We start from the raw sequence: 2,079 nt of genomic DNA, 5'->3' as shown, positions 1-2,079 counted from the left end.
GCGATCCGGGGGATTTCAATATGGAAAAGATCGAACGGCTGGCGCAGTTCGCGGTCATCTTCATCGCGTCGATCCTGGCGATCGCAGCCGCGGGGTGGGGGAAGGACATCCTCGCTCCGATCACACTCGCACTTGTTGCCGGCGTGGTGCTGTCTCCGCTTTCGGATTTCTGGGAAGGACACGGCTATTCGCCCGTCTGGGGCGCCCTCCTCGGTCTTTTCGTGACTCTGATCGTCGTCGGCGCACTGGTGCTGGCGTTCCAGCCCATCATAGCGGGCCTCGTCGAGCAGGCGCCCAAGGTCTGGTCCGACATGCGCGAAGTCGTGGCCAGCCTCCGCGGCCTTCTGCGGGGCCTGTCAGAGGTCACCGACAACGTGACGAGCGCCATCGCACCAGAGGCAAACGCCGCCCCGGCCGCCCCGGCCGAGGAGGCGGTCGCCATGCCCTCTGTCTCGGACGCCATAATGGCCGCGCCGCTGATCCTTTCGCAGATCCTCATCTTTGCCGGGGCGCTGTTCTTCTTTCTTCTCACCCGCCGCGAGATCTACGACTGGGTATCCCTGCGGCTTTCCAGCCGGGGCGAGCGGGCCGAACTCGCGATGCGGCTGCGCCGGGCCGAGCGGAACGTGGCCCGCTACTTCTCGACCATCACCCTCATCAACGCCGCCCTCGGGGTACTTACCGCGATCGCGCTCCAGGTGATGGGCGTGGCGGATGCCATGATGTGGGGGGTGGTCGCCTTCCTGATGAACTTCATCGTCTATCTCGGGCCGACCGTGTTCGTTGTTGTCCTCCTGTTCGTGGGCGTGGCCGAATTCGATGGCGCGGCGTCGCTTGCGCCCGCCGCGTCCTTCATTCTTCTCAACACGATCGAGGGCCAGTTCGTCACACCCGCGCTCGTGGGCAAGCACATGGCAGTGAACCCGCTTCTGGTGTTCCTCGCGCTCATCGTCGGGATCTGGCTGTGGGGGCCGATCGGGGGGATCGTGGCGATTCCTCTCCTGCTCTGGGGTCTCGTCCTCAGCGACTCGCTCGCTCCGAGACCCCGCGCGGCCTTGCAGGAGCAGGGCGCGTGATGGTTCAGACGACCTCCGGCGGGATGAGGGGGATCTCCTTTGCGTCACGCTCGGCCGCCGTCACGTCATAGGGAAGCACGAATCCGCGGCGGTCTTCGGGGCGCACCCTCATGTTTGCGAGCGCCTGCGCGCGCCAGGTCGCAACGGCCCGTGCCGGGTCGAAGAAAGCCGACCCCGACCCGGAGGGAAGCCAATGGGCCATCACCCTCCGGCGCAAGGCGCGCACCTGCGCCCGGTCCGTCAGAGCAACCCCCGCCTCGGTGTCCCACCGGAGGCTTCGACCATTAAGATTGGCCGAAGACACGATGGCAGCATTGTCGTCGAACACCGATACCTTTGCATGGATGTAGACTATGGGCGCGCCATTCAGCTTGTCGCGGCCATGGCTATGACCGTGGCGCCCATCAGCCGCGCGGGGCTGCGCCGCGGCCCCGACGAAAAGGCGGCTGCGGAAGGCCCTCTGGAGTATGCGGACCGCGCGGGCCTGAAGGAACTCGCCGAACCGCGCGTCGAGCGAGATGCGGCGCTCGAAGGCGATCTCCTCCGGTGCGCCGGGCAAGATCAGGATCATCGTTAGGTCGGGCTTTTCCTCGGCCAGTCGGGCGAAATATCGCGCCAGCTTCAGGTCGCGGAAGTACTGTGTCTCAAGGTAGATCATCCGCCGCGCCTTGCGCGCCATATGCTCATGGGCGTCGGCAATCTCCTGCACCAGGGGAGCCGGGCCGAAAGGAAGGAATCCCCTGGGATGTGGCCGGGAAAGCGTTCGCAGGAGGTGGCGATGACGCTGCGGGGCCATCCGACCGGCGGTCACGTCAATAAACGTCTCAAGATGGTGCTGGGCCTCGGCGACGGCGGAGCCGGACAAGAGCAGCTGGACATCGTGCCAGGTCTCCTCCGCGTCGCGGTCGTGCAACGGCGTGTCGAAGCGCCGCTCATCCAGGTCGAGACCGCCGATGTAGAGACGTTGGCGGTCAAAGACCGCGAGTTTCTGGTGATGCGTGGC

At 65.8% G+C, this 2,079-nt stretch carries 3 protein-coding genes; 2 read left to right on the top strand and 1 reads right to left on the bottom strand.

The features are described 5' to 3' along the window. Positions 1–1,076: AI-2E family transporter (locus ACMUOO_RS17250; RefSeq protein WP_413855812.1), on the top strand; the 1,076-nt coding region annotated here is incomplete at its 5' end. 4 nt (positions 1,077–1,080) lie between these two features. Here ACMUOO_RS17250 and ACMUOO_RS17245 read toward each other — a convergent pair. Continuing rightward, positions 1,081–1,785, bottom strand: coding sequence for a phospholipase D-like domain-containing protein (locus ACMUOO_RS17245; protein WP_301919857.1), 705 nt, complete (start codon positions 1,783–1,785; stop codon positions 1,081–1,083). Between the two features lie 69 nt (positions 1,786–1,854). Between ACMUOO_RS17245 and ACMUOO_RS17240 the strand changes: the two genes are divergently transcribed. Then, a partial coding sequence (locus ACMUOO_RS17240; protein WP_413855811.1) for a hypothetical protein occupies positions 1,855–2,079 on the top strand: 225 nt, incomplete at its 3' end.

Origin of the sequence: Albidovulum sp., from assembly GCF_041919395.1 — a bacterium.
In the GTDB taxonomy this organism is placed as follows: Bacteria; Pseudomonadota; Alphaproteobacteria; order Rhodobacterales; family Rhodobacteraceae; genus Albidovulum.
This window is presented reverse-complemented; position numbering and strand designations above follow the sequence as displayed.